Below are 19,696 nucleotides of genomic sequence, written 5' to 3' on the forward strand. Positions count from 1 at the left end.
GGGCTGGGCGGATCGCCCGGATCAGTCGTCCAGCAGCGACGCCGCTCGACGGGCCTCGGCGTGGGCCCGCGTCCACGCCGTCCGATGGTCGTCGGCGGTCTGGGCGCCTGAAGCGAGCCGGTCGTCGGCTCGTTCGAGGTCCGCCCGGATCCGGCGGACCTTCGCGCAGCCGCGTTCCTCGGCGAGCGTCGGGTGCAGGTCGGAGTGGTGCGCGCTGAGCACCGCGGTCCGCCGACGCACCCTCGCGGTGAGCACGGCGACCGTGATCGACGAGATCACGGCGAGGGCGGCGCCCGCGGCGACGCCGGCCATGACGGCGTCGAGGCCGCCGAGGAGCGCGGCGACGGCCGCGGCGCCCACGACCGCCGCGATCGCGACCAGCGGCGAGGCGCGGTGCACGCGGACCAGCCGTCGGAGGGCGTCGGGCGTGCCGGGCGGCAGGATCACGAGGAAGGTCGTGGTCTCGCCGTACCGGCCGGTCTCGGTCTCGGTCCATCCCCATGGATGCGCCCGCCGAGCCGGGCGTGCGACGAGGGGATGACTCGGGGGCTCCGTTCGCGTGGACGTCATGTCGCCATCGTGCGTCGCCCGGCGCCGGTGCGGAGGCATCCTCACGGAATCCGAACGCCTCGGCGGGCGATCCCGACGGCCCGCACACGACCGCCATCCTGAGGAGTACCCGATTCAGGAGATCGGAAGCTGTTCAGGACCAGATCGCCGATACGCTCCTGAGCAGCTTCCGATCTCCTGAATCCGGCGTTGCCTGTCGGCGGTGGATGCCTCGGCGCGCGCTATCCGCCGGTGGCGAGCTCGCGGCGCCGCATGCCGGCCACCGCCGCGACGGTGCCGACGACCGCGAGGCCGAGCATCCAGAACGCGCCCGACCAGTCGACGTCGTCGCCGACCGGCACGGGCGAGTGCGCGAACGGCGAGAGGTCGTGCGTCCAATCGGGCAGGCCGAGCAGGTCGCCGAACACGCCCAGGAACGCCAGCACCCCGAGCACGGCCCACGCGAGCGCGATCGTCAGTCGCGGCACGAAGACGAGCAGCAGGAGCCCGAACGCGAGGAACAGCAGCGCTGCGGGGAACTGCGCGGCCGCGGCCTCGAGGGCGTCGCCCGCGGCCTGCGCCGGGTCGTCGGCGCGCTGTGCCCCGACCACGCCGCCGAGGGCCGCGCTCGCCAGGATCGCGGTCACGGCGACGACGCCGATGACGAGGTAGCCGCTGAGCCAGCGCAGCCTCGACAGCGGCGTCGCGAGGATGAGCTCTGCCGTGCCGTGCGCCTCCTCCTGCCGGGCCCTGATCACGACCTGCAGCGCCGCCGCGGAGGCCAGGATGCCGACGATGCTGAAGAAGGTCGCCGTCAGCGCCTGCGCCATCGACCCGCCGGGATTCAGCTGCTGGAGCGTCTGCGCGACCGCGGGGACCTCGGTGCCGATCTGGTCGATGAGCGGGCTCAACGCGGTCGCCAGCAGGCCCGTCGCGACGGCGCCCACCGCCCACGCGATGACCGCGCCCCGGTTGAGGGCCCAGGCGAGGCCAGTGCCACCGCTCAGCAGCGCGCCGGCGGTCGCGCGACCCCGACCGCCTGCGAAGATGCTCGCGCCCTGGTCGCGTGCCGACTGGAAGGCGAACACGAGGCCGACGAGCACCGCAGCGAAGCCGAGCGAGAGCAGCAGCGGGGTCAGGTCGTTCGCGTCGAACGCCTCGGTGCGCTGCGCCCAGCCGATCGGCGACAGCCAGCTCACCCACGACGGCGTCACGTGCTGCCCGTCGTCGGAGTAGGTGCCCGTCGCGTCGCCGATGCCGCGCACGAGGTACGCGCCGAGCACGAATGCGACCGACGCCGCGTTCGCCGCCCGAGAGGTTCGGAACAGCTGAGCCGCGAACAAGCCGAACCCGAGGAACGCGACGCCGCTCGCCGCGGTCGCGGCACCCGTGGTGAGCGACCCCCCGGCGTCGAACCCGCCCGCGATGAACACCGCCGCGACCGCGAGGCCGAGCAGCACGTTCGCGCCGATGCCGTGCGCGAGCGTCGCGACGGTGGGCAGCACCCGGCCCGCCGGCGTGGCCGCGACGAGCTCGGCACGCCCCTGCTCCTCGTCGGCCCGCGTGTGCCGGACCGCGAGGAACGTGCTCATGAGCCCCGCCATGAGCGCGAGGAACGCGAAGATCAGGAAGAACGCGAACGGCCCCTCGTCGGCGCCGTTCGGGGTTCCGCGGAAGATCAGGATGGCGGGCGCCGTCGCGGTCAGCGCGAGCACCCCGGCGCGCTCGGTCGCGTCGGCGAACGTCGTCGTCACCGCGGTGCCCGCGGCGCCGGCGAGCGCGGCGGTCCCCGCGATCCACAGCAGCAGCTGCAGCCAGTCGCGGCGCACCCGCTGCCCCAGCAGGGTGCGCATCATCCCTCCCGCGAGCCGGCCCGCGAGCCGGGCCGTGCGGCGGCACGATCGGATGCTGCGCCGACGCCATCGGATGCCGCGAGATCGTCGCCGTAGTGCCGCAGGAACAGCTCCTCGAGCGACGGCGGCGTGATCGTGAGCCCCTCCACTCCGAGCCGCCCGAGGTCGGGCAGGATCCCCGCCACCCGATCGCTGTCGACCGTGAACCTCACGCGTCCGCTGTCGACGCGCACGTCGTGCGCACCGTCGAGCGCCGCGACCGCCGCGTCGCGGGCGGGGTCGTGCACGAACGCGACCTCGGTGCGCGTGAGGTGCCGAAGCTCGGCGAGCGTGCCGGACTCGACGAGCCGTCCGGCCCGGATGATGCTCACCCGGTCGCAGAGCTCCTCGACCTCGGAGAGGATGTGGCTCGACAGCAGCACGGTCGCGCCCTCGGCGGCGACACGCGCGATCTCGCGGTTGAAGACCTGCTCCATGAGCGGGTCGAGCCCGCTCGTCGGCTCGTCGAGCAGGTACAGGTCGGCGGGCGTCGCGAACGCCGCCACCAGCGCGACCTTCTGCCGGTTGCCCTTCGAGTACGCGCGGCCCTTCTTGCGCGGGTCGAGCTGGAACGCGTCGAGCAGGCGCTGTCGGCGGTCGGCGTACGTCGCCCGGTCGGCGGTGCCGCCCCGCAGCCTCGACAGCAGGTCGATCGCCTCGCCGCCGGTCAGGTTCGGCCAGAGGCTGACATCGCCGGGCACGTAGGCGACCCGTCGGTGCAGGTCGGCGGCTTCGGTCCACGGGTCGCGCCCGAACAGCCGGGCGGTGCCCGACGTCGCCCGCGCGAGGCCGAGCAGGATGCGGATGGTGGTGGACTTGCCGGCGCCGTTCGGGCCGAGGAAGCCGTGGACCTCGCCCTCCGAGACGCGGAGTTCGAACTCGTCGAGGGCGGTCGTGCGGCCGAACCGCTTGACCAGCCCCTCGATCTCGATGACGGGCGCGCCGGCGCCGGACTGTTCCATGGCGCCCATCCTGCTCCTGGGAACGGCCCCTTGGGAACAACGCATCGTCGGATGATCGGATGCCCCGCCTCGCGCCCGGCGGCATCCGATCACGTCACTCGAGCGCCGCGAACTTCTCGATGTCGCCCTCGGTGCCCGACACGATGATCAGGTCGTGGTTCGACACCACGGTGTGCTCGGTCGCGTACGTGAACGGCTTCCCCGGGCTCTTCACGCCGACCACCGTCACGCGGTGCCGGCTGCGCACGCCCGACTCGGTCAGGTTCTTGCCGCGGATCGGCTTGGGCGGGTACATCTTCACGAGCGCGAAGTCGTCGTCGAACTCGATGAAGTCGAGCATCCGACCGCTGACCAGATGCGCGGTGCGCTCACCCGCCTCGCGCTCGGGGTAGATGACGTGATTCGCGCCGATGCGCTCGAGGATCTTGCCGTGCGACGCCGAGATGGCCTTCGCCCAGATCTGCGGAATCTTGAGGTCCACGAGGTTCGCCGTGATGAGCACGGATGCCTCGACCGAGGAGCCGACGGCGCACACCGCGATCGAGAAGTCCTGGGCGCCGATCTGGCGCAGCGCGTCGATCGACTTCGCGTCGGCGACGACCGCGTGCGTCACGCGATCCGACCACTTCTGCACGAGCGTCTCGTCGGTGTCCACCGCGAGCACCTCGCGGCCGAGGCGGTCGAGCTGGCCTGCGGTGGCCGCCCCGAACCGTCCGAGCCCGATGACGAGCACGGGGGCGTCATGCTTGATGCGATCAACCAACGATGGGCCTCTCTTCCGGTCGCTTGTACAACTGCCGCTTCTGGCTGGCCGCGAGGGCAGCGGCGAGGGTCACGGTGCCCACGCGGCCCATGAACATCGTCAGGGCCATCACGTAGACGCCCGACGGAGGCAGTTCGGCGGTCAGCCCCGTCGACAGGCCGCAGGTCGCGAACGCGGAGATCACGTCGAACAACACGTTCTCGAACGGCGCCTTCGTGATCTGCAGGATCGCGATCGACGACGCCGCGACGATCGTCGCGCCCCACAGGACGACGCTGACCGACAGGCGCAGCATGTCGCGTGGGATGCGGCGCCCGAACGCCTCCATCGAGGGCGCGCCGCGGGCCTCGGCGAACGCGGCGAGGAACAGCACCGCAAGGGTCGTCACCTTGATGCCTCCGGCCGTCGACGCGGAGCCGCCGCCGACGAACATCAGCATGCTGCTGACGAGCTGGCTCGAGCCGTACAGGTCGTGCATGTCGATGGTGGCGAACCCTCCCGACCTCGTCATCATCGACATGAAGAACGACTGGTAGATCGTCGGTCCTGCGTCGAGGTGACCGTACGTCTTGGGGTTGGCGTGCTCGAGCAGCAGGAACATCGCCGCACCGGCGACGAACAGGATCGTCGTGGTCGTCAGCGTCAGCTTGACGTGCACGCTCCACTTGCGGGGCTGCCGCCAGCCGCGCGCGAGCGCGAAGATCACCGGGAAGCCCAGGCTGCCGAGGAACACCCCGAGCATGAGCATCGTCAGCATCCAGTAGTCGTGCTCGAAGGGTGCGAGGCCGCCCGGATTCGGGCTGAACCCCGTGTTCGTGAACGCCATCGCCGAGTAGTACATGCTGTACCAGATCGACTGCAGCCAGCTGAACCCCTCGGCGAGCATGCTCGGAACCATCGCGAGGGCGATGATCCCCTCGATCACGAGGGCGCTGACCGCGACGGTGACGAGCAGCCCGCCGACCTCGCCGAGTCGTACCGCCTGGCGTTCGGCCACTGGACCGACGTGGATGCGGGAGGGGTTCGAATCGCTCGCCGCGATGAGCTTGGCGCGCAGCCCGAGCCGTCGGGAGATCACCAGGCCGAGGATCGAGGCGAGGGTGAGCACGCCGATACCGCCGATGTTCACCCCGATGAACACGAGGGCGTGACCGAACGGCGACCAGTAGGTGGCCATGTCCACGGTCGCCAGGCCGGTGACGCAGATCACGGAGACGGCGGTGAACAGCGCGTCGTGCAGCGGCGCGGAGCCGCTGGTTCCCGCGCGCGCGATCGGCAACGAGAACAGCAGCGTGAAGATCAGGATGAGCCCGGCGAACACGAGGATCGCGAACCGCGACGGCGAGTGACGCAGGACGCCGTCGAGACCGTCACGGAACCGGCCGAGCCACGAGCGGGGCTGCAGCCCGCCGCGAGGGCTCGCCGATCGAAGTGCCATCCGCGCCCCCTTCGTGCTCCGCCGACGCGTGTGTCATGGTACTCCCCGCGCCGAGTGGCTAGCCTTGCACCATGGCGGACATCTTCGACGTGGTGGCGGACCGGACCCGGCGCGACATCCTCGGGGTGCTCCTCGAACGCGAGTCCGTCGAGCCGCAGTCGAACGGCGAGATCAGCGTCTCCGAGATCGTCGCGACCCTCGGCACGAGCCAGCCCACCGTGTCGAAGCACCTCAAGGTGCTGCGCGAGGCCGGGCTCGTCGTCGTCCGCGAGGAGGGCCAGCACCGGTACTACCGGCTCGACCGCACCCCGCTCGAGACGCTCGAGGACTGGCTCATCCCGTTCTTCTCGGACGGCGCGGCCGCGGATGCCGCGACCCTCGCATCGGCCGAGTCGGCCGCCGCCGAGGGACTGAGCGACGAGCAGCGCGCCTTCGCGTCGGCGATCGGCAAGGCCTTCGCCGAGACCGCGCAGAAGGTCACCGCGGTCGTCGGCCGCAAGTAGCGCCGCGCCGCCGGGCGATCACCGGGTAGCGCTCACCACGCCAGCGCGAGGGCGATCGCGAAGAGCCCGCAGGAGACGGATGCCCCGAGCGTGCGCACGTGGTTCCAGCCCATCCATCCCGGTCGGAATGCGGCCCACGCGGCGGCCAGTGCCGCGTCGTCGGCCGGGGCGCGCATGAGCGCGTCGTTGCGCGGGACGTTCGCGGCAGCGGTCACGACGACGACCGTGACCACGTAGACGGCGGCTGCCGCGACCGTCCACCAGGTCTCGGGCCCGGGGGCGACCAGCACGAGCACCGCGACGGCGGCCGCGACGAGTGCGGTGCCGAAGAGTTCGAGCATGAGCGGCGGCCGCAGCGCCGTCTCGTTGATGCCGCGCATGGCGCGGGCCGCGTCGGCGGGCGCGAGGCGCTCGAGGCCCTGCACCACGAAGCCCGAGAAGGCGAAGAAGATGCCACCGGCGACGCCGGCGCCGACCGTTGCGATCACGAGCAGGGCGAGGATCCATCCATCCATGCGCCCAGTCTGGCGTCTCGACCCGGCAGCTGCGGCCCCGTGTCATGGTCACCCTCGCGCAGCGGGCTCCCGTCGCGGATGCGGGTCGGTCGTGCGCTCAGGCGAGCGGCTTGATCATCTCGAGCTCGAGGCCACCCGGCTCGAGTTCGTACCGGCGGCTGCGCCCGGTGAGCGTGAAGCCGAGCTTCTCGTAGAACCTGCGGGCGCGCGGGTTCTCCTCGTGCACCTCGAGGCGCAGGGTGGAGCCGAACTGCCGCGCCCAGCGCTCGACCTCGTCGAGCAGTGCGCGGGCGACGCCGGCCTGGTCGCCGCGCCGATCGGGCGCGACGTAGACGGCGACGAGCACTGGTCCGGTCGCGGCATCCGGGAGGTACCCGCCCATGTGTCCGACCCAGCGTGCTCCTTCGATCGCGACCACCGAGGTCTGCCCGGCGGTCTCGCCGCGGCGGGCGCGCAGTCGCCACGCCGGCTCCTCGACCTGGAGCGCGTGCTCGAGGGTCTCCGCGTAGGCGAGCGGGGTGTCGCGGAGCATCTCGAGGCGCAACGCGCGCACGGCCTGCCAGTCCTCCTCGCGAGTGGTCCGGATCAGCAGGGTGGAGCGGGACATCACGCGAGCGTAACGCACGATCCCGGCCGCGTTCGGGGGCGCGTGCTGAATCGGCTAGACTATCCCGAGGCTTTCCTGCCCCCGGCAGCGGCACGCGCCGCCGGCTCGACTTTCTCTGTGAGGTTCTGATGGGTTCCGTCATCAAGAAGCGTCGCAAGCGTATGGCGAAGAAGAAGCACCGCAAGCTGCTTCGCAAGACTCGCCACCAGCGTCGCAACAAGAAGTAGGTCGTCGTCAGACGATCGGCTGAGCGTCGGGTCCCCTGGACCCGGCGCTTTTCGCTGTCCCCGCGTACCGGTCTCGATACGCTCCGCTACTCGACCACCGGTGGTCGAGTAGCGACGAAGGAGCGTATCGAGACTCGGGCCCGCGTACCCTCGATATCGTGACGACGCACCGACTCACGCTCATCGGCAAGCCCGGATGCCACCTCTGCGATGACGCCCGCGACATCGTCGCCGCGGTCCGCGAGGAACTCGCTGCGCAACCGGATGCCCCCGCGATCGAGTTCGACGAGCAGTCGATCCTCGACGACGCGGCGCTCGCCGAGCGGTTCGCCGAGGAGATCCCCGTCGTGCTCATCGACGGCGAGGTGCACGGCTACTGGCGGATCGACCCGGTCCGGCTGAAGACGGCCCTGCTGCGCTGAGCGCCTGCGGTCACCCCTAGCCCGGGCGGGTTCTCGGCGCTAGGTTCGAACCCGGGGGAGGGCGTCGGCTCATCCCCGTTGTCGTCTCGATGGGGGTAATTGAGCATGGCTCGGGAATTCAAGGGTGAGATCGAACTCGACGTCCGCGACTCGAAGGCGGACTGGGACGCCTTCCTGCCCGACCCGGCACCGGAAGGAGCCCCGAACGTGCTCGTCGTGCTCTACGACGACACCGGCATGGCCGCGTGGTCGCCCTACGGTGGCCGCATCAACATGCCGACGATGGACCGCCTCGCCGCCGACGGACTCACCTACTCGCAGTGGCACACGACGGCGCTGTGCTCGCCGACGCGCTCGACGTTCCTGACCGGGCGCAACCACCACCTGAACGGCTTCGCGACGATCTCCGAGTCCTCCACGGGATTCCCCGGGTACAACTCCCACATCCCGCCTTCCAACGTGACCATGGCGCACCTGCTGCGCGACGCCGGCTGGTCGACGTTCTGGGTCGGAAAGAACCACAACGTGCCCATCGACGAGTGGACGGCAGGCGCGTCGAAGAAGAACTGGCCGCTCGCGCAGGGGTACGACCGGTTCTACGGATTCATCGGCGGCGAGACGAACAACTGGTACCCCTCGCTCGCCGAGGACAACCACTACATCGACCAGCCGTACCTGCCGGAGGACGGTTACCACCTCTCGAAGGATCTCGCCGACCAGGCGCTCAAGATGATCCGCGACGTGAAGCAGACCGAGCCCGACAAGCCCTGGTACCTCTGGTTCTGCCCGGGAGCGAACCACGCACCCCACCACGCGCCGCAGGAGTACATCGACCGGTACAAGGGCAGGTTCGACGACGGCTACGAGGCCTACCGGGAGTGGGTGCTGCCGCGGATGATCGAGCGTGGCATCCTGCCCGACGACACCGACCTGACGGACATCAACCCGATGCCCGACGGAACCTTCACCCAGACCGACCTGGTGCGCCCGTGGGCAGAGCTCGACGATCAGGAACGGGCGATGTTCTCTCGAATGGCCGAGGTGTTCGCGGGCTTCTCCGAGTACACCGACGCGCAGGTCGGCCGTATCGTCGACTACCTCGAGGAGTCGGGGCAGTTGGAGAACACCCTGATCATCTACTGCGCCGACAACGGTGCGTCGGGCGAGGGCAGCCCGAACGGATCGGTGAACGAGGGCAAGATCTTCGGCGGCTACCCCGACGACGAGGCGGACAACCTGCGACTGGTCGACGAGCTCGGCAGCCCCGAGACCTACAACCACTACCCGACCGGGTGGGCTATGGCGTTCTCGACGCCGTACCGGATGTTCAAGCGGTACACCTACCAGGGCGGCGTCTGCGATCCGCTCGTCATCCATTGGCCGGCGGGGTTCCATGCGAAAGGCGAAGTCCGCTCGCAGTACCACCACTCGACGGACATCGTCCCCACCATCCTCGATGCGTGCGGCGTCGAGATGCCCGAGACCTACAACGGCGTCCAGCAGACGCCGTTGTCCGGCGTCTCGATGAGGTACTCGTTCGACGCCGCGCCGGACGGCCCGACCACCAAGCGCACGCAGTACTACGAGATGCTCGGGAGCCGCGGGATCTGGCACGAAGGTTGGAAAGCGGTCGCCGAGCATGGGCCGATGGCCGGCACGAGCGGTTTCGAGGACGACGTGTGGCAACTGTTCCACACCGACGTCGACCGGGCGGAGGCACACGACCTCGCCGACGAGCATCCCGAGAAGCTCGAGGAGTTGAAGGCGCTCTGGCTCGAGGAGGCGAAGGCCAACCAGGTGCTGCCGCTCAACGACCTGCAGATCATCGGCAATCCGAAGGACTTCGAGACGTTCGTCGCGATGGAGTTCCACCAGCCGGCGCCGCCGAGCGGGCGGTTCGTCTACTATCCGGGCACCTCCGAGGTGCCCGAACGCTCCGCGGCGAACGTCCACGGGGTCTCGTACAAGATCGCGGCAGAGGTCGAGTTCACGCCCGAGTCCCAGGGCGTGATCTTCGCGCACGGGTCGAGGTTCGGCGGGCACGCGCTGGTGGTCAAGGACGGTCAGGTGCACTACGTGTACAACTTCCTGGGCATCCCGCCCGAGGATCGCGTGTCGGCTCCCGTCCCGACCTCGGGCCGCCACATCATCGGGGTCGAGTTCACCAAGACCGGCACAGGACCCTACCGTGAGGGCACCGGCCCGGTGAAGCTCTACATCGACGACGAGCAGGTCGACGAGAAGGACATCCGCACCGTGCTCGGTCACTTCTCGCTCTGCGGCGAGGGGCTGACGATCGGTCGCGACAGCGCCGATCCCGTCTCCTCGCTGTACGGGTACGGGTTCGACTTCACGGGCGGCGAGGTCGCCAAGGTCGTGTTCGACATCGCGGACGACGCGTACCTCGACCTGGAGGCGCACCTGGCCGCGGCGATGGCGCGTGACTGAGCAGCCCGTGACTGAGGCATCCGACCGCGACCGCGCCCTGCCGTCGTGGGCCGAGGGACCGACCCGCGACGCGATCCTCGCGTTCGTCGCGTCGGTCTCGTCGGGTCCCGATGCCGTGCCCGAGGCCGAACGCATCGCGGTGTTCGACAACGACGGCACCCTCTGGACCGAGAAGCCGATGCCCACGCAACTCGCGTACATCGTCGAGGAGTGGAAGCGGCAGGCGCAGCAGGATGCCTCGCTCGCCGAGCGGCAACCGTGGAAGGCCGCCGTGACGGGCGACTACGGCTGGCTCGGGGGTGCCCTCGACAAGCACTACGCCGGCGACGACGCAGACCTGCAGGTGCTCATCCGCGGCGTGGTCGGCATCACCGCCGGCATGAGCGTCGAGGACTACGCGGCGTCGGTGTCGCGGTTCTACGCCGAGGCGAAGCACCTCACGCTCGGTCGGCCCTACTCGGCGGCGGTGTTCAAGCCGATGATCGAACTGCTGCGGTACCTCGAGGCGCATGGCTTCACCGTCTACCTCGTCTCGGGCGGTGAGCGCGACTTCATGCGACCGATGACGGAGGACTACTACGGCATCCCGCCCGAGCACGTCGTGGGGACCGCGCTCGGACTCGAATGGGACGAGGAGACCGGTGACGTCAGGTACACCGCAGCGCTCGACTTCTTCGACGACGGCCCCGTCAAACCGGTCCGCATCTGGAGCAGGATCGGGCGACGCCCGCTGCTCGCCGGAGGCAACTCGAACGGGGACATGGCGATGCTCGACTTCGCGCGCAAGGGCGGCGGGATGGCGCTCCTGGTGCATCATGACGACGACTCCGGTCGTGGCGACCAGCCGTACGACGCCGGAGCCGAGCGGGCGCTCGGCGCGGCATCCGATCGCGGCTACACGGTCGTCAGCGTCAAGCGCGACTGGACCGACGTCTTCCCGGAGGCCTGACCCGGTGGCCCGGCCCGCGACGCCCGCGAGGCCCCCGGCGGCGCGCCGGTTCCGTCTCTTCCCGACGCTGGTCGGATACCGGCGCGGATGGCTCGGCCCCGACCTCCTCGCCGGGCTCTCGGCCGGGGCCGTCGTCATTCCACAGGCCATGGCGTACGCCACGATCGCGAACCTGCCGGTGCAGCTCGGGCTCTACACCTGCATGGTGCCGATGCTCGTCTACGCGATGCTCGGCGGCTCTCGGGCGATGAGCGTGTCGACCACGTCGACCATCGCCACGCTCACCGCCACCACCCTCGTCAGCGCCGGTATCGCCGCGGGTTCCGACGACCCGGTGCCCGACCTCATCGCCCTCACGCTCCTCGTCGGCGTCATCCTGCTGCTCGCACGGCTCGCCAGGCTCGGCTCGCTCGTGGAGAACATCTCGCAGGCGACGATCGTCGGCATCCAGATCGGCGTCGGCGCGACCGTGGCGGTCGGTCAGTTGCCCAAGCTCCTCGGCGAGACCGGGAACCCGTCGGGCGAGGGCTTCTTCGCCGCCGTGAACGCCGCGGTGCGGGCGCTGCCGACGGTGCACCTGCCCACCGTCGTGCTGTCGGCTGCGTCGATCGCGGTGCTGCTCGTGCTGAAACGGCTGCTCCCCAGGGTTCCTGCGCCGCTGGTCGTCGTCGCCGCGGGCATCCTGCTCGTCGCCCTCACGCCCGTCGAGGACCAGGGCCTCGAGCTCATCGCCGCGGTGCCGCAGGGGTTCCCGCCGCTCGAGCTGCCGACCTTCGCGGACCTCGGTCCCATGGTCCCCGGGGCGCTCGCCATCGCCGTCATGGCCTTCCTCGAGTCGGCGGCCGTGGCGCGAGGCATCCGCCGCCTCGGCGAGCCGCAGGTCGACAGCAACCAGGAGCTGTTCGCGACCGGCGCCGCGAACGCGGTCGGGTCGTTCTTCCAGGTGCTGCCCGCGGCCGGCGGTTTCTCGCAGAGCGCGGTGAACCAGGGTGCAGGTGCCAGGACGCAGCTCTCGTCGATCGTGACCGTCGGGCTCGCCGTGCTCGTCGCGCTCTTCCTCGGGCCGGTGCTGAGCCTGCTCCCGCAGGCGACGCTCGCGTCGCTCGTGTTCGTCGCCGTCATCGGGCTCATCGACGTGCGGTCGCTCGTACGGTTCCGGCGGATCAGCCGCAACGACTTCTGGATCGCCACGATCACCGCGATCGTCGGCCTCACGGCGGGCCTGCTGGTCGCGGTGGCCGTCGGCGTGATCGCGACCCTCATCGTCGTCCTGCGCGAACTCGACCGGGTGCGGATCGAGGCCGACGAACCGCGCGACGGCGTGCTTCCGATCCGCCTGCTCGGCCCGCTGTACACGGCGAACATACTCGCGTACGAGACCGCGATCCTCGGCGACGTGGACGCCCGGCCGGACATCCGCGCCGTCGCGCTCGAGCTGACGCGGCTCGAAGTCGTATCGGTCACCATCCTCGACGGGCTGGCCGAACTCGACCGGGAGCTCGAAGCCCGCGGGATCGAGCTCCGCCTTGCGGCCGTTCCCGAAGCGGGCGCAACCGCGGCCCGGCGAGGCACCTGGTTCACCGGGCTCGAGGCAGCCGGCCGCGTGCACCCGACGCTCGAAGCAGCGGTCGCCGCACCGCCGACGGAGCAGCGGACCTGAGCGACGCGAGGAGCGTCGCGCTTACGGCAGCAGGCGGGTCGGCCCGCGGAACAGGTAGGTGGTCTCGCGGATCGACGACTCGTGCAGCATGAGCATCAGCACGCGCGCGAGGCCCATGCCGAACCCGCCGTGCGGCGGCACGCCGTAGCGGAAGAAGTCGAGGTAGAACCCGAGCTCCTCGGGGTCCATGCCCTTGTCCACCGCCTGCTCGACGAGCACGTCGACGCGGTGCTCGCGCTGCGCGCCGGTCGAGATCTCGACCCCGTTGAAGATGAGGTCGTACGAGTTCGTGAGCGACGGGTCGCCCTCGTGGCGCATGTGGTAGAACGGCCGGATGCTCGAGGCGTAGTCGGTGAGGAACACGAACTCGTGCCCGTACGTCTCCTTGACGTACTCCGAGATGCGCCGCTCGCCCTCCGGGTCCATGTCGGCGTCGGCGCGGGGCACGACGTAGCCGTGGTCGGCGACGATCTGCTTCGCCTCGGCGAGCGGGATGCGCGGGAACGGCCGGCTCGGCACCGTCACGTCGACGTCGAACAGCTCGCGGATCTCGTCGCCGTGCTTGTCGGCGACCGCCTGGAAGCCGGCGACGAGGAGCTCCTCGTGCAGCGCCATCACGTCCTCGTGCGAGTCGATCCAGCTGATCTCGGTGTCGATCGAGGTGAACTCGGTCGCGTGGCGGCTCGTGAACGACGGGTCGGCGCGGAACGCGGGGCCGACCTCGAAGATGCCGCCGAAGCCGGCGGCCTGCGCCATCTGCTTGAAGAACTGCGGGCTCTGCGCCAGGTACGCCTTGCCCTCGAAGTAGTCCACCTCGAACAGCTCGGCGCGCGACTCCGACGCCGACGCCATCAGCTTCGGCGTCTGCACCTCGATGAGGCCCTTCTCGATCCAGACCCCGCGCAGTGCGTGCAGGAACGTCGTCTGCACCCGGAAGATCAGGTTCTGCTTCGGCTGGCGCAGGTCGAGGAACCGCCAGTCCATGCGCTTGTCGACGCTCGAGTCGGCGGCGATCGGCGTCTCGAGGGCCTCGCTGACGACCTCGAGCGCGGCGACCTTGACCTCGAGCCCGCCGAGCTTCACCCGCTCGTCGTGCTTGAGTTCGCCGGTGACGCGAACGAACGACCCGTGCGACAGCGTGGAGATCGACTCGGTCAGCGCGAGCGCCGGCGCCGAGCCGGCGCCTTCGGCCGGGGCATCCTCGGCCAGTTCGCGGGTCGCGGGATTCACGAGCTGGGCGGCGCCCGACTCGTCGCGCAGGATGACGAACTGCACCTTCTTCTGATCGCGGACGGTCTCGACCCATCCGGCGACGGTCACGGGACCGTCGGGAAGCGCGGCCAGGTCGGAGATGAGGGTGCGTGAAGTCACAGCAGCACATCCTACCGGCCGGGAATGAGCGTGGTCCTCCGGCCTCGACCACGGCGCTGCGCGCCTGCTCGACCCCCGGTGGTCGAGGAGCGACGAAGCAGCGTATCGAGACCCTCGGCGAATTCGAAGGAACCGGCTCCGTAGACTGGAATCCGTGCCGGCCGACCAGATCCATCTCGTGCGCCATGGCGAGGTGTTCAACCCCCAGGGCGTGCTGTACGGACGGCTCGAGGGCTTCGGCCTCTCCGACCTCGGTCGCCGCATGGCGCAGTCCGCCGCCGACGACCTCGTCGCCCGGAACCGGGCCGTCACCTCGCTCGTGAGCTCGCCCCTGCAGCGCACGCAGCAGTCCGCCGAGCCCATCGCCGAGGCGTTCGGCCTGGAGCCCACGCTCGAGCCGCGCATCATCGAGCCCGAGAACCGGTTCGAGGGCAAGCGCATGCGCGGGCGCGACGGCGCGCTCCGCGACATCCGCAACTGGGGACTGCTCGTGAACCCGTGGGAGCCGAGCTGGGGCGAGCCGTTCGGGTCGATCGCCGCGCGCATGATCGCCGCGATGGAGGACGCCTGGCAGGCGGCCGACGGCGGCGACGTCGTGATGGTGAGCCACCAGCTGCCGATCTGGATGGTGCACCGCCGGACCGCGGGCAAGGGACTCGCGCACGACCCGCGCCGCCGTCGCTGCGCGCTGTCGAGCATCACCACCTTCGAGCGCCGCCAGGTCAACGACCTCGGCGCCGGCCGCTTCGTCGAGGTCGGGTACGCGAACCCCGCCGGCGGGCTCGCGGCCGCGGCGACCGACGTGGGGGCCGTGTGATGGGGGCTCGATACGCTCGCTCCGCTCGCTACTCGACCGCCGGATCGACGATCGCGCGGTCTCGTCGTGCATCCATCGTTGCCATCGCCGTGTCCGCCGCGATGCTGCTCGCCGGCTGCTCGAGCGACCCGCTCGCGGAGCAGTACCGCGAGGGCAGCGGCAAGAACTACATCGCCGGCGACGGCACGGTCTCGGAGTTCGCGCCCGACGGCCGTGGCGAACCCGTCTCGTTCGCCGGCGACACGGTCGACGGCGGCACGTTCGACTCCGCCGACGCGCTCGGCGACGTCACCGTCGTGAACTTCTGGTACGCCTCCTGCGCGCCCTGCCGGGCCGAGGCGCCGATCCTCCAGGACGTGCACGAGGCGTACCCCGACGACGTCACCTTCGTCGGCGTGAACGTGCGCGACCAGGCCGGCACCGCGCGTCCGTTCGAGGAGGACTTCGGCATCACGTACCCGTCGATCCTCGACGCCGACCAGGGGCTCGTGCAGTACGCCTTCGCGGGCCAGGTGCCCGCCGCCGCCGTGCCGACCACGCTCGTGCTCGACCGCGAGGGCCGAGTCGCGGCGCGGATCCTCGGGCAGATCCAGGACGAGTCGATCCTCGACACGATCGTCGGCGACCTCGTCGCCGAGGGCACCTGACGTGGGGCCGGGCGAGCTCGTCTTCAGCGGGCAGCTCTTCGTCGCGATCCCCATCGCCCTGGCCGCCGGCCTCATCTCGTTCCTCTCGCCGTGCGTGCTGCCCCTCGTCCCCGGGTACCTCGGCTACATCGGCGGGTTCACGGATGCCTCCGCCGACGCCGCGACCGAACGCCGCAACCGCCGCCGCCTCCTGCTCGGCGTGACGCTGTTCATCGCGGGCTTCACGGCGGTGTTCCTGCTCTACACGGCGCTCGCCGGTGCCGCCGGCGCGTGGCTGCGCATGTGGCAGGACCCGATCACGCGCGTGCTCGGCGTGGTGCTCATCGTCATGGGCCTCGTGTTCATCGGCCAGTTCACGTTCCTCCAGCGGCAGCTGAAGCCGACCTGGCGGCCCGCGACCGGGCTGGCCGGCGCACCCCTGCTGGGCGTCGTGTTCGGCCTCGGCTGGACGCCGTGCATCGGCCCGGCCCTCGCCGCGGTGCTGAGCCTCAGCCTCAACGCCGAGTCGGCGTGGCGCGGCGCCCTGCTCGGGCTCGCGTACTGCGTCGGCCTCGGCATCCCGTTCCTGCTCGTCGCGCTCGGCTTCGGCTGGGTGACGGGCTCGATGGCGTTCCTGCGGCGCCACATCCGCACCATCAACCTCATCGGCGGCGCACTGCTGATCGTCATCGGCATCGTCATGGTGTCGGGACTGTGGACCGCCTGGATGAGCGAACTCCAGGGGGTGATGAGCGGTGTCGACCTCCTCCTCTGACCGGAACCGGAACCGGAACCGATCCGAGCCGGACGACGTGAGCGACGCGCACGACCCGTTGCGTCCGGCCGACCACGTCGACTCGGTCGAGCCCGACCCGAAGGACTCGGGCGACGGCGTGAGCCGCCCGAAGCTCGGCGTCGTCGGCTGGCTCCGCTTCGGCTGGCGGCAGCTCACGAGCATGCGCACGGCGCTGCTCCTGCTGCTGCTCCTGGCGATCGCGGCCGTGCCGGGATCGCTCGTACCGCAGCGGTCGAGCGACCCGAACGGCGTCACCCAGTACTTCCAGGACAACCCCGACCTCGCGCCGGTGCTCGACTCGTTCCAGATGTTCGACGTCTACACGTCGGCGTGGTTCTCGGCGGTCTACCTGTTGCTGTTCCTGTCGCTGATCGGGTGCATCATCCCGCGCACGAAGCACCACCTCGAGGCGCTGCGGGCGCGCCCGCCTCGCACGCCGGTGCGGCTGTCGCGGCTCGCCGGCTACACCGAGCGCGACCTCGCCGTGGCGGACGGCCAGACGACGGATGCCGCCGCCGAGGCCGCGATCGACGATGCGGCCAAGCGGCTCGAGGCGCAGGGCTACCGCGTCGAGCGCTATGACCTGCGGGGGGAGGCATCCGTCTCCGCGGAACGCGGCTACCTCCGGGAGACCGGCAACCTCGTGTTCCACACCGCTTTGCTCGGCATCCTCGTGACCGTGGGCGTCGGCGGCGGATTCGGGTTCTCGGGCCAGCGCGTCGTCGTCGAGGGCCAGTCGTTCGTCAACACGCTCGCCGCGTTCGACTCGTTCAACCCCGGGCGCTTCTTCGACGACGAGCGGCTCACGCCGTACCGGCTCGGCCTGGACGACCTCGACGCCGTCTACGAGACGCAGAACCCCGAGGCGATCGGGCAGCCGATCGACTTCACCGCGCACGTCACCGTCGACAGCGAGGACGGCGCGGTCGAGGGCACGGTCAAGGTCAACGAGCCGCTGCGCACGCACGGCACCGACGTGTACCTCCTCGGCAACGGCTACGCGCCCACGATCACCGTGCGCGACCCGGACGGCGAGATCGTCTTCACCGACTCCGTGCCGTTCCTGCCGCAGGACGCGAACCTCACCTCGATCGGCGTCGTCAAGGTGCCCGACGGGCTCGACGAGCAGCTCGGCATGATCGCGTTCTTCTACCCGACGCAGGACGTGCTCGAGACGGGCGCGTACACGTCGACCTACCCCGACCTGTTCTACCCGGTGCTGACGATGAACGTGTACGAGGGCGACCTCGGCCTCGACGACGGCACCCCCACGTCGGTGTACTCGCTCGACCCGACCGACATGCGCCAGCTCACGGGCGGCGACACCGGGGTCGACTCCATCGAGCTCATGCCGGGCGAGACCGCCGACCTCCCCGACGGGCGCGGAACGGTCACGTTCGAGGATGCCTCGCCGAGCGGGGATGCCGCCGCCTCCGGCGACTACTCGCAGAGCGTGAAGCGGTTCGCGTCGTTCGACATCCACCACGACCCGACCCAGATCTGGGTGCTGGTCTTCGCGATCCTGATCCTCGCGGGGCTGCTGACCTCGCTCTTCGTGCCGCGTCGTCGCATGTGGGTCAAGGCCGCGAAGCGACGCGACGGCACCGTCGTGCTCGAGTACGCCGGACTCGCCCGGGGCGAGGACCCGACGCTCGAGGCGGCCGTGACGGCGCTCGCCGACGCGCACGTGGGGCCCGCGGCATCCGCTGCCCGTGAAGAATCCTCGAAGCCCGCGACGTAAGGTGGTCCAGTGACATTCACGCTCGACGAGATCTCGGTGCTCTGCGTGTACTCGGCGCTGGCCGTGTACGCGATCGCGTTCATCGCCTACTCGCTCGACCTCGCTCGCCGGGGCGCGGTCGCGGCGCAGGCGGCCGATGCGAAGGCCGCCGAGGCGGAGGCCGAGGCCGAGGCGGCGCTGGAGCCCGCGACGGTCGGAGCCGCGCTCGCCGCGCAGCGGTCGGCCGCTGCCGCCGGCGCGTCCGCTGCCGCGGGCGGCGGCGAGCTCGATGCACCCGTGAAGCGCTCGCGCTGGGCGCGGGCGACCGAGGCCGGGGCATCCGTCGAGTACGGGCGCTCGCCGTCGCTGCGGGTCGCCGTCGCGATGACCGTGCTCGCCTGGGTGCTGCACTTCGCCGGCGTGCTGCTGCGCGGCCTCGCGGCCGGCCGCGTGCCGTGGGCCAACATGTACGAGTTCGCGCTCACCGGCACGCTCATCGTCACCACGGTGTTCCTCGTCGTGCTGCTCGTCGTGAAGCAGGACCTGCGCTTCCTCGGCACGTTCGTGACCGGGCTCGTGCTCGTGCTCCTCGGCGTCGCGACCGTGAACTTCCGGGTCGACGTCGTGCCGCTGCCGCCGGCGCTCCAGTCGGCGTGGCTCGTCATCCACGTGTTCGTCGCGACGGCGTCGGTCGGGTTCTTCGCACTCGGCTTCGCCCTGTCGCTGGTGCAGCTGCTGCAGGCCCGGCGAGAGGCCGTCGTGGCCACCGCGGAGTCCGTCAAGCGGTCGTTCCTCGCGACGCTGCCCGACTCGACGACACTCGAGAACCTCGCCTACCGCGTCAACATCGTGGGCTTCATCTTCTGGACCTTCACGCTCATCGCCGGCGCGATCTGGGCCGAGAAGGCGTGGGGCCGCTACTGGGGTTGGGACACCAAGGAGGTGTGGACCTTCATCATCTGGGTGGTCTACGCCGGGTACATCCACGCGCGCGCGACGCGCGGCTGGCGCGGCACCCGGTCGGCCTGGCTGTCGATCATCGGGTTCTCGGCGGTGCTCTTCAACTTCACCGTGGTGAACCTGTTCTTCAAGGGCCTGCACGCCTACTCGGGCCTGTAGGCGGCGCGCTGTCGCGCGCCTTCGCCCCCGTAGCCGCCCGCCCGCGCCCGCGCCCGCGCCCGCCCGCGCCCGCCCGCCCGCTCGCGCCTGCCCGCCGAGGGTGGCCGATCCGCGCCGAACGTGACCGACATGCGTCATCGGAGCGGGGTTATCGGCCACACTCGGCGATTGTGGGAGCGCTTGCAGGATGGGCGCGCGCTCATCCGCCCCCTAGCCTGATCTCTGGTCCACCTCGCTGCAAACGCTTGCAATCCGAGGGGCCGCGCTGCTAGCTTGGCCCTCGTATTGGGGTGGCACGCGGTCGTGCCCGGA

The 19,696-nt window shown here is 70.6% G+C and carries 19 protein-coding genes; 11 read left to right on the forward strand and 8 right to left on the reverse strand.

Features of this window, described 5'->3' with window-relative positions:
• Positions 1–21 precede the first annotated feature (21 nt).
• The 5 genes from ELQ40_RS01930 to ELQ40_RS01950 form a co-directional block, all read right to left on the reverse strand.
• Positions 22–570 carry a DUF6611 family protein gene (locus tag ELQ40_RS01930; RefSeq protein ID WP_127792156.1) on the reverse strand — a complete coding sequence of 183 codons (549 nt, stop codon included), beginning with the start codon at positions 568–570 and terminating at the stop codon, positions 22–24.
• 221 nt (positions 571–791) lie between these two features.
• The gene (locus ELQ40_RS01935; RefSeq protein WP_127792157.1) at positions 792–2,402 is read right to left on the reverse strand and encodes an ABC transporter permease; all 1,611 of its coding nucleotides are present in this window, start codon (positions 2,400–2,402) and stop codon (positions 792–794) included.
• Positions 2,402–3,403, reverse strand: coding sequence for an ABC transporter ATP-binding protein (locus ELQ40_RS01940; RefSeq protein ID WP_127792158.1), 1,002 nt, complete (start codon positions 3,401–3,403; stop codon positions 2,402–2,404). Before ELQ40_RS01940 ends, ELQ40_RS01935 begins: the two co-directional genes overlap by 1 nt.
• Positions 3,404–3,497: 94 nt before the next feature.
• A complete protein-coding gene (locus tag ELQ40_RS01945) occupies positions 3,498–4,166 on the reverse strand; it encodes a TrkA family potassium uptake protein (RefSeq protein WP_127792159.1) in 669 nt (222 codons plus the stop codon).
• Positions 4,159–5,604 carry a TrkH family potassium uptake protein gene (locus ELQ40_RS01950; protein ID WP_127792160.1) on the reverse strand — a complete coding sequence of 482 codons (1,446 nt, stop codon included), beginning with the start codon at positions 5,602–5,604 and terminating at the stop codon, positions 4,159–4,161. Before ELQ40_RS01950 ends, ELQ40_RS01945 begins: the two co-directional genes overlap by 8 nt.
• A 71-nt stretch (positions 5,605–5,675) precedes the next feature.
• On the opposite strand from ELQ40_RS01950, the gene ELQ40_RS01955 reads away from it, so the two are divergent.
• Positions 5,676–6,107 (forward strand): helix-turn-helix transcriptional regulator, encoded by a 432-nt coding sequence (locus ELQ40_RS01955; RefSeq protein ID WP_127792161.1) that lies wholly within the window; start codon positions 5,676–5,678, stop codon positions 6,105–6,107.
• A 32-nt stretch (positions 6,108–6,139) separates the two neighbouring features.
• On the opposite strand, the gene ELQ40_RS01960 is transcribed toward ELQ40_RS01955, so the two are convergent.
• Complete coding sequence (locus ELQ40_RS01960) at positions 6,140–6,622, reverse strand: anthrone oxygenase family protein (protein ID WP_127792162.1); 483 nt, start codon at positions 6,620–6,622, stop codon at positions 6,140–6,142.
• A 97-nt stretch (positions 6,623–6,719) separates the two neighbouring features.
• The gene (locus ELQ40_RS01965; protein WP_127792163.1) at positions 6,720–7,229 is read right to left on the reverse strand and encodes a GNAT family N-acetyltransferase; all 510 of its coding nucleotides are present in this window, start codon (positions 7,227–7,229) and stop codon (positions 6,720–6,722) included.
• A 128-nt stretch (positions 7,230–7,357) separates the two neighbouring features.
• Between ELQ40_RS01965 and ELQ40_RS01970 the strand changes: the two genes are divergently transcribed.
• From ELQ40_RS01970 to ELQ40_RS01990, 5 genes are all read left to right on the forward strand, one after another.
• A complete protein-coding gene (locus ELQ40_RS01970; RefSeq protein WP_003792170.1) occupies positions 7,358–7,456 on the forward strand; it encodes a 30S ribosomal protein bS22 in 99 nt (32 codons plus the stop codon).
• A 158-nt stretch (positions 7,457–7,614) separates the two neighbouring features.
• Entirely contained in the window at positions 7,615–7,878 is a 264-nt protein-coding gene (locus tag ELQ40_RS01975) for a glutaredoxin family protein (protein WP_127792164.1), read from the forward strand.
• A 105-nt stretch (positions 7,879–7,983) separates the two neighbouring features.
• A complete protein-coding gene (locus tag ELQ40_RS01980) occupies positions 7,984–10,326 on the forward strand; it encodes an arylsulfatase (protein ID WP_127792165.1) in 2,343 nt (780 codons plus the stop codon).
• Positions 10,319–11,275, forward strand: coding sequence for an HAD family phosphatase (locus tag ELQ40_RS01985; RefSeq protein ID WP_240665901.1), 957 nt, complete (start codon positions 10,319–10,321; stop codon positions 11,273–11,275). Before ELQ40_RS01980 ends, ELQ40_RS01985 begins: the two co-directional genes overlap by 8 nt.
• A gap of 4 nt (positions 11,276–11,279) precedes the next feature.
• The gene (locus ELQ40_RS01990) at positions 11,280–12,935 is read left to right on the forward strand and encodes a SulP family inorganic anion transporter (RefSeq protein ID WP_127792166.1); all 1,656 of its coding nucleotides are present in this window, start codon (positions 11,280–11,282) and stop codon (positions 12,933–12,935) included.
• Between the two features lie 21 nt (positions 12,936–12,956).
• On the opposite strand, the gene aspS is transcribed toward ELQ40_RS01990, so the two are convergent.
• Complete coding sequence (gene aspS / locus ELQ40_RS01995; RefSeq protein ID WP_164863446.1) at positions 12,957–14,306, reverse strand: aspartate--tRNA(Asn) ligase; 1,350 nt, start codon at positions 14,304–14,306, stop codon at positions 12,957–12,959.
• Positions 14,307–14,460: 154 nt separating this feature from the next.
• Here aspS and ELQ40_RS02000 point away from each other — a divergent pair, with 154 nt between their 5' ends.
• The 5 genes from ELQ40_RS02000 (at position 14,461) to ccsB (ending at position 19,384) form a co-directional block, all read left to right on the forward strand.
• Positions 14,461–15,123 (forward strand): histidine phosphatase family protein, encoded by a 663-nt coding sequence (locus ELQ40_RS02000; RefSeq protein WP_127792168.1) that lies wholly within the window; start codon positions 14,461–14,463, stop codon positions 15,121–15,123.
• 89 nt (positions 15,124–15,212) lie between these two features.
• Positions 15,213–15,770 (forward strand): TlpA family protein disulfide reductase, encoded by a 558-nt coding sequence (locus ELQ40_RS02005; RefSeq protein ID WP_370296569.1) that lies wholly within the window; start codon positions 15,213–15,215, stop codon positions 15,768–15,770.
• Between the two features lies 1 nt (position 15,771).
• Positions 15,772–16,524: a cytochrome c biogenesis CcdA family protein gene (locus tag ELQ40_RS02010; protein ID WP_127792170.1), complete on the forward strand. Its 753-nt coding sequence runs from the start codon at positions 15,772–15,774 to the stop codon at positions 16,522–16,524.
• Between the two features lie 37 nt (positions 16,525–16,561).
• A complete protein-coding gene (locus ELQ40_RS02015) occupies positions 16,562–18,286 on the forward strand; it encodes a cytochrome c biogenesis protein ResB (protein ID WP_205649408.1) in 1,725 nt (574 codons plus the stop codon).
• Positions 18,287–18,295: 9 nt separating this feature from the next.
• Positions 18,296–19,384, forward strand: coding sequence for a c-type cytochrome biogenesis protein CcsB (gene ccsB / locus ELQ40_RS02020; protein WP_127792171.1), 1,089 nt, complete (start codon positions 18,296–18,298; stop codon positions 19,382–19,384).
• Positions 19,385–19,696 lie beyond the last annotated feature (312 nt).

The sequence above is a fragment of the Agromyces sp. LHK192 genome (genome assembly GCF_004006235.1).
Taxonomy (GTDB): domain Bacteria; phylum Actinomycetota; class Actinomycetes; order Actinomycetales; family Microbacteriaceae; genus Agromyces.